5 protein-coding genes are annotated in these 8,137 nt (G+C 58.8%); 3 read left to right on the top strand and 2 right to left on the bottom strand.

Features of this window, described 5'->3' with window-relative positions; translation table 11 throughout:
* The first annotated feature begins 333 nt into the window (after positions 1–333).
* Positions 334–1,953, top strand: a complete 1,620-nt coding sequence (locus BN4348_RS59080) for a DUF6119 family protein (RefSeq protein ID WP_160040684.1) — start codon at positions 334–336, stop codon at positions 1,951–1,953.
* 850 nt (positions 1,954–2,803) lie between these two features.
* Complete coding sequence (locus BN4348_RS59075) at positions 2,804–4,171, top strand: Shedu anti-phage system protein SduA domain-containing protein (protein WP_066917777.1); 1,368 nt, start codon at positions 2,804–2,806, stop codon at positions 4,169–4,171.
* 56 nt (positions 4,172–4,227) lie between these two features.
* Here BN4348_RS59075 and BN4348_RS59070 read toward each other — a convergent pair whose 3' ends face one another.
* Both BN4348_RS59070 and BN4348_RS59065 read right to left on the bottom strand, forming a co-directional pair.
* Complete coding sequence (locus BN4348_RS59070; RefSeq protein ID WP_160040681.1) at positions 4,228–5,379, bottom strand: XRE family transcriptional regulator; 1,152 nt, start codon at positions 5,377–5,379, stop codon at positions 4,228–4,230.
* A gap of 85 nt (positions 5,380–5,464) precedes the next feature.
* Entirely contained in the window at positions 5,465–6,076 is a 612-nt protein-coding gene (locus BN4348_RS59065) for a hypothetical protein (RefSeq protein WP_142308838.1), read from the bottom strand.
* A gap of 363 nt (positions 6,077–6,439) precedes the next feature.
* Here BN4348_RS59065 and BN4348_RS59060 point away from each other — a divergent pair, with 363 nt between their 5' ends.
* Positions 6,440–7,651, top strand: coding sequence for a hypothetical protein (locus BN4348_RS59060; protein WP_142308837.1), 1,212 nt, complete (start codon positions 6,440–6,442; stop codon positions 7,649–7,651).
* Positions 7,652–8,137: the final 486 nt, after the last annotated feature.

The following is an 8,137-nucleotide window of genomic DNA, read 5'->3' as shown; positions in this document are numbered from 1 at the left end:
ACCCCTTCACGCGACTTCGACGTGAAGCGATCCGATCCAGTTATCGAGCGGCCCCCGACGCGACACGCCGGTGGTCCCATTACTGGCAATCAGGTGGTCCCATGACCGTGGCTAAACCCAGCTCAAACCGGTCCCATCACCGTGGCGGGCGACACTTGGAGCACCTGGTCCGATGGTTTGGCCCCATTTTGGCCTCATGCAAACCGTCGGCGTTCCATCCGCCACGCAGCCGCGCGGAGTGCCGGAAATCCCCCGCCAATCACCGGATCGGTATCACAATGGACACCAGCATCTCAATAGCAAAACGGTTCGGCGACACGTGGGAGTATGGCCGTGACTAGTCAGCGGCTCACAATCTACCTACTCCAGGAAATTAGCGACGCGGACGAGGCCATCGCGATGGGCAAGACCCCGACGAAGGTACCCGTGTCCGATCAAGGCGGGCTTAGCGGCAATTTTTACTATGTAACGAAGCCTCCTAAAACACCCGGTTGGGTGCAGTTTGTCCGCGGTGTCGCGCCGACTTTGCCCGACGTGTTCTCGTCATCCGCGTCCGGACTGCTTGTGGCGAAGGCGCATGACCGCTACTTTGCACTGACGTTCGGTTATGGCCGAAGCCTGCTCGATCTGTCCAAAATCGAACGACAGTTTGGCCTCAGGGTCGCGCTGAACCGAATCGATCCGACACAGCTCCGGAGCATGGACACCAAAACGTTCGAAGATCTCGTGGTCAACCGGACGACCCAGACAAGTAAAAAGACTGATATTCCGACATTCGGTATCGACATATCGAGCGATATTCTTCGTGCCGTTACCGGCGAGCCACGTGACCCATCGCTTTCGAAGCGGCTATCAGGTGCCGACGCCTTGGTGCTCGGCACGACGAAGAATGCCGCAGACTTGCCGGAGATGCTGGGCGACATCTTAGCAGCCTTTTCTGAGGATTCGTACAAGGATAATTTCTCCTGGATCGACCACTTGGCCTTAGTCACCGATTCCTCGCTCATCGATCTACTCGATGAGCGTCTAGCCGATCAACTGGTGGGTGGCGACACCAGCATAACACATATGGCAATGCCAGAGACAATCAATTGGGAGGATATCGAAGCCTTTAAGATTGCGGGTAGTAAGGAGCTCTTCGAGGACCTCGACATTGACGAGTACCTCGGAGCGTTGAGCACACCCCGATCAGAGATTACGGTGAAGAAGCTAAAAGGCCGTCAAGTAACAGTCAAATTCCTTCGTTCCGGACAGTCCGACGAGCGTTGTACGCTTTACAACTGTCTCATTTCTGAGCAGCGCGTAAACGACCAGCTGTATGTTCTCATTGAGGGCAAATGGCTTGCGATCAGTGACAGCCTCGCCGAGGAGGTTGACGCGTTCGCTGGGCGACTGCCGAGCAGCGCCGTAACACTTATCAATTCAACTGCGGGCGAGAGTGAGTACGTCTACAACCAGCGGTTGGCCGCTTCGCAAGCCGGCAAACTCATAAACCTCGACAAGAAAATCAAAGTGCCGGGCGGAGCGTCCTCGGGCATCGAAGTATGTGATGTACTGTCATCTGCAGGTGAATTTATTCATATCCAGCGAAAGTCGCGATCTTCAACACTCAGCCACCTTTTTGCGCAAGGGTCGGTGAGTGCGACTACATTCCTAAGCGACGGCACGTTCCGCGATAAAATTCGAACCGAAATTGAAAATACTGTCGCGCCAGGCCAACGCGACCAATGGCTGGAACTCGTACCTGACGCGTCGAGCCCAGTCGACCGGTCGAAATACGCCGTTTCCTACGGGGTAATAGCCAATTCAGATAAGCAAGGTGCTGACTGGCTTCCATTCTTCAGCAAACTAAACCTGATGCAGCAAGGTAAGCAGATCCTCAGCATGGGCTTCCAATTGTCCGTGTCGAGAATCTCTATTGACGCCCAGGCATCAGCGGAAGGCGCCACCTAGCAGCAAATACGGTGTCTGTCTTCGGGTGTCGGCCCAGCCACCTCCTAGTACTCGGGAGATAGCACGATGAAGTACAAGAGCGGTATCGAAGTTATGGACAGAGACGTCGTTGCCATACGACGCACGGGTCGATCCATTGAGGGGGCCGTTCGTAAGGTGATCCTTCCCAACACACCAGACGCGCACGCTTGGGCACTGCCTAACGGTGGAGTCCTGATTGAAGGAGGTGGCCTGGGTCTCTCGGTCACTGAATCCCTGGAGAACGACGAGGATGTCGTCTTTGTGCGTCGCGCGAGCAGCAAACCCTGATCCCCCGTGGTGACCAGCAGCAACTGCAGCGGCCGACGGCATCGAGCTGCCCCGGCTTCCGGAAGTGGAGCAACGCTACCTGACCCATGAGCAGCTACATCGGTCGTCAATTACGAAGAGATTGGCAAGCTGCTGCCGCTGCGCAAAGCCGCTGTGACTGCCGGCCAGACCGCAAGGGTTCATCGGCTACAGGCTGCAAAGCGAACCGGATCTGTATACCAAAATGATCGATACCGAAGCCCCTTTCTCCGAGCCATTTGGGGTTGTCGAGGCGGGCTGGAAGGTCCACACTTAGCCGCTGCGCGGTCAGCCGTGATCACAGACACTGTTGAGCGATTGTGGGACCCGGCTGGCAACCTGCTGCCTTCCTAAACGCAGATACGGGTGGCGTCGACCTATCCCTATCGGACGCTGGTCGGTCACCAGCCGTGTAGGGGTGGCCCCCGCAGTCGGCGCGCCCCTTCAACCTGCTTATATGAGGACCTCGGAGTAGATCTCGGTACGGCCACGGCATTGGGAACCAGCGCGAGCGGAGAGCTGCATGATCGCCAACTCAACCAAGTGGGAGGATTACCACGGCCATCTTGTGGCACGCCACGAGGGCCCGACACTTGTTTTGACGTGGTGGGGGCCGAAGGATTGGTCCCACACGCCGGGTGTCGACATGGTGCGGTTCGATCCTGAGAATCAACTGTTGAGCGTTTTTCCCAGGCTGGCCATTCTTGGCAACCATCATCAGCAGTTTAGCCGAGTGCGGGAATTGCAGCTCGACACAGCGTCTTATAGCTCGAATTTCGACATTGAAATTGATGAAGGTACTTATGGTCTCGAGATCTCCGGAATGCCGGACGGATTTGGAAGCGTATTCGCCTATGGATTGGGCCTTCGACGACAGTACCGCGAAATCATCCGCGCCATTGAATCAGTTACCGACTGCGATGTTGTCCGCTTCGGGCCACCAGAAGCCGAGGGCGTGAATGGGACCGTCTTTCGCATCGGTCTTGACCGATTTTCACGGTACAAGCACGCGGTGGACCTCAATTATCAGAGAGCCCATACAGTCGTCGGTCGCGTGAACGACGTCGCTGCTTACAACGCGATTGCGGATCTCGTCGGTAAGGCGCCTAAGACCCCCATAATTGGCAGACACCCCATCATCCAGGCAATCACCCGGGAACTCACCGACGATGTGCCGCTGGATACAGACCAGAGGGCCGCACTCGTGAAGCGCATGTCCACAGAATCGGAAAGGGTCGCGCGCGAGGATCCACCTGCCTTCGGAAAACTGCGCAAAGACATTGAGCTCGTGACTCTCGAATTTCTGATAGAGCAGTTCGGCAATGGCCTGAGAGGGGCAAACGCAAAGGATGAGTCTTGGTGGCAGAGATTCTTCAAAGTCAACACGTTCGCGCTACAGCAACTCTTCGCCGCTCCCGTAGCACTCTACGGGGATCAACTACAGTTACGGTTGCCTACCATACATGCAAGCGGAGGACGAATCGCGGACTTTGTCCTCGTCAACTCGCTGACTAACACCGCCGTTGTCGTCGAAATTAAGGCCCCAGCCACTCGCCTACTCGGCTCTCGATATCGAGGCGCCGAAGGTGCGGAGGTATACCCGCCCCACAGGGACCTTTCCGGGGCTGTCGCACAACTGCAAGCTCAGATGGAGTCCGCGGTTACCGACTTCCCAACTCTTGTCGGTCAGACACCAAACGCGCCAGCTATCGAAACCTCAACCGTTCGAGGCGCAGTCATCGTGGGCCGGTTCGAGCCACTCGACAACGAGAGGCGCCAATCCTTCACGCGATACCGCTCCGGACTCCAAGCAATTGAAGTTCTCACATTCGACGAAGTACACGGCCGGCTTGAGGGGCTACGCACCATGCTTAGCGCTCGACCGTCCTGACATGCGACAAATCGAGCGGGAACCGCTTCAGCGCTTGGCGCCCGGCGGCCGTCGACTCACAGCCGGGTGACACTGCCCGTCCCCTGGCCATGACTGCTGGCAGTTCGCGGACGGAACTGGATGACGTCCGCGTCCACGTTGGGCTCCCAACTTGTCCAAGACTCGAAATATGGACGGCGAATTCCGGTTCTGTCCACAGCTTGTGCGATCGGGTCGTCACCGGGAAATCGCTGCGAGAGCGCCTTGGCAAGCCAAATGGCACGCTCGTTTCCGACCTTCATCGGTTCATTCTTGTTCCAGCCGCGAGCGGAAATCTGCTTGTACAGACTTCGCGCATGATCCATGTCGATTCGACGCAGTTGCTGTAGGCGGAACACCATCGCCTTGATCGCCACGCCCCACCGCTCCTTCAGCCTTGAAAGTGTGGAAAGCGTAACTCTGCCCCCTACTTCGTCCAGATCGCCGAGGAAGGAGTCGCCGGGAAGAAGAAAGGCGCCCGCGAAGCGATTCGCCTGCTTCTCAATCGCCTTGGCTTGCTCTGCTGTCTCTGGCGGTGAGCATGAGGAGTGGAGGGTCACGTGCGCGAGCTCGTGGGCGAGCGTGAATCGCTGCCGATCACCGGGGACGCCCCCACTACCCGTCGGGCGGCTAACTCGAATCACAGGGGTTCCGTTGACGAAGAGCGACATGCCGAGGTGCTTGCCCAGTTCGTTATCCATCGGCAGCACGAGACAACCAAGCCGCTCGGCAGCGCGGGTCACATTCGGAACGGCGAGCACAGCGGGCACGTCGGCCGCGTCGCGGACATCCGTTGCAAACTCGTCGATCTCGTTGTCGTCGTTAAGGTCGCCGGTGAAAACTGGGAGTCGTTCGGGCATTTGCTTGAGCCGCATTTCAACGAAGGACTCAAGCGCCAGCAAGGTGTCGGCGACGTACTGTTCCACTGTCTTCTTAGGAGCGTCGGCGTACGCACGCAACCACGGACGGGTGTGAAGCACGTCCGACGTGGGCCTGCTCAACAAAGCGGGGCTGCATTCGAGTGCGTCCGCGAGCCGTTGAGCGTCGGCGCTGTCGATCGGAAGCTGTCCGCTGAGCACCCGCGAGAAGGCACTTGCGGGTAGGTCGAGCTGTTCAGCGAGCTCGGCTTGAGTCAGACCGCGGGCAGTGCGAAGGCGTTGTATCCGCGTGTAATCGGGGTAGACGTTCACGGCTTGGCGTCCATTTCGCTCGGCGCTCCACACATATAGCGTGAGGTGCGGAGGGGGGAGGTTGGCCAGTCGGGGCGAGACACGGCTAGCCTGCGCTGGCCTCGCCAGTGTCGTCGGCATCTCCATCGCCGAAGTCGCCGCCCAGGTCGTCCTCCTCGGGCGGCTGGAAGCCGCCACCCGACGGCGGAGTTGCGTAACCACCAGTTCCGAGGAGGGTCACCGGGCCAAGCTGCAGAAGTGGAACAGCATCCTCACTGATTCCGAGGACCCGTGCCGCAAAGATATCGACAACCAGCCCCTCATCGTCGACGGTGTATCCGAGCACCCAACGTTCGGCGGGCCAAAGCGAGTCGGGCTCCGCACCGGTGATGGTCAAGATCGCATCGGATCCGGCGAGGATCTTGTAGCCGTCAGTGCTGGGATCGATCTCGGCCTTGCGAAGGCGGAAGCGGCGGTCGGCACCGTCGACAAGATCACTGATGTCACAAGCACCACCGCTCACGATCTGATACCCAAGCCCCCCAATGCGACTGATTGCCGCCTCGATCGCATCAACTACAAGAGCTCGGCCCATGGACGACTGAGGCCTGCGTGTCTTGCCGAATGCCTGGTCCGACTGCACAGCCCTCTCGATCTTCCAGCCGCGTTCGTCAAATGTCTCGCGGATCTCGTCCGCCAGCTGGTGCATACGCTCCATGGACACAGTGTGACATAGGCCTGAAACCGTTTCAAGCGATTGTCACACTGGCGCGCCGGGAGGACGCCGAGACGGCCACGCAACGAAGCGCTCCTGACGGGGCTGACATCGAACTCCAGGTGTGGATCACTGGGCTGCCGGCCGAGGGCTCGGTACGGTTCGACGACAAATGCCTGAGCGCGCAGCCTTACGCCGGTGCCGCTTTCGACCGCCGGGTGGCCTCGCTGAAGCGAGTAGCGGGCCTGCCCGAGCGTGAGGTAGCCGCCGGTGGCATAAGCTTTCCGCGGCATTGTCCTGAAAACCTTTCGATTTTGAGAAGGGCATGGCTATGAAACACGGCGACATCCTCCCCATACTTATTGAGTGGCTGCAAACTTCGACACTAGTGGTATTCCCGAGTCGTTCATGTTCGGTGATGGCATCGACTGGACCTCACCGCTGCACGAAACAATGCTCTATGTCGAGCTGCCCTTCTGGCTCATGGCGCCGCCGGGTCCTGTTCGTGTCACCTGGCGCGACACCGATTTCACCGTCGACATCTGCACTCCCTGGATGGAGGTTTACATCGGGGATGTAACCGACTCAAGAGTAACGGTGATTCACCAAGGTCCGCTGCGCGACGAATGGCAGCCTAGCGACGATATCGCCGGTGCCCTTAAGGATCAAGAGGATGTCTCGGTGCTACGGAGACCGTGCAAGACCATGCTGCGCATTTCCGCCCGGGCCCACGTCAGCGCTTTCCGTCGACTCGACGAGCACGCGATACCCCGCATGCGAGCCGAGCAGCAAGCATATTGGGCCTCCCTATGCGAGGCCCATTTGCCCGTGGTTAATGAGTTGATCCAACGCTACCGACTTATCACCTATGACTATTTCCCGCATGAGGTAAGCGCATGGGATGTTGCGATCTGGTACATCAGACACGAGGGAGTTGGCTATCGCGCCTCGCTTTTGCGCTATAAGGAGTGGGACCGAAAACCGGTCATGATGGACCCAAAAGCGAAATCAGGCAGAGAATTTGAATGGACGTCGCCAGCAGACATCTCGGCGGCGTCTTCGTCGAACGCCACTCCCGGCGAATTCGAGCTTCTAGATGCGCGCTCTTTGATGGAGCGCGGCGACTATACCGGCGCCGTCCGTAGAACAGTCACGGCGATCGAGGCGGTACTTCGCTGGGCACTGAAGAACGAGCTTCGGAAACAGTATGACGACACCGAAGCAGAGCTCAGAGTCGCCAACACCGACAGTGACTTCCCGGGTCGGCTACGCCAGTGGCGCAGGCTTGCGCAACCCGACATCCCCGAAGTGCTTTTCGCTGAATTCGAGACCACCCGTCAAATGCGCCACGACATAGTCCATCGCGCTTTGCGACTCACCCTGGACGATCGCGGCCGAGCAGAGCGCGCAATCGACACTAGCCGCTGGCTATACAACAAAATTGAAGACAAGCCCGATCGCGCAAACCTACGCGACCAAGATGTCACCAAGTCTCTCGGTCGAATCGCAGCGACACCGCGGTTTCCGAGCACGATCTCCAATGGAGCGATTCTGTTGCAAAGCTTCGAACACCTGTGAATCAGCCGGACGATGCCGGTCACCCCGAGTGACTCCAGAAAACCCTTCGAGCCCAGCAATCCTTCGGTTAACGGTCAGAGCGGGGCTTCGAGCGGACGCTCTGCGCGGTCACGCTCCTCGAGCGCGTGGTGACCGCGCTGAGTGCGGCGAGGGTCGATCACGCACCGGCAAATTGCGTTCTCGATCTCGCTTGACGCTCGGCGCCTCGGTTCGGCCGAACGTCTTCGTCGCTGAGCCTTTTCCAGTGCATCGCGAACTGGTCCATCGATCGGGATCAGGCCAGCACGGGGCCAGTCGCAGCCAAACGCGAGAAGCTAATGGGGATCGATCGGGTCTGCTGCACGAGTAGGTGACACCTGAGATGGCTTGCCCCTGTGGGGTGGGCTGGAAGGATGTCATTGTGCCCAGGCCGTATCCCCGTGAGTTTCGTGACGACGTCGTTCGGGTCGCCCGCAACCGTGACGACGGCATCACCCTTGAGCAGAT

Source organism: Mycobacterium interjectum (assembly GCF_900078675.2).
GTDB lineage: Bacteria > Actinomycetota > Actinomycetes > Mycobacteriales > Mycobacteriaceae > Mycobacterium > Mycobacterium interjectum.
Note: the sequence above shows the minus strand (reverse complement) of the source record. Positions and strands in the feature narration are given on the sequence as shown.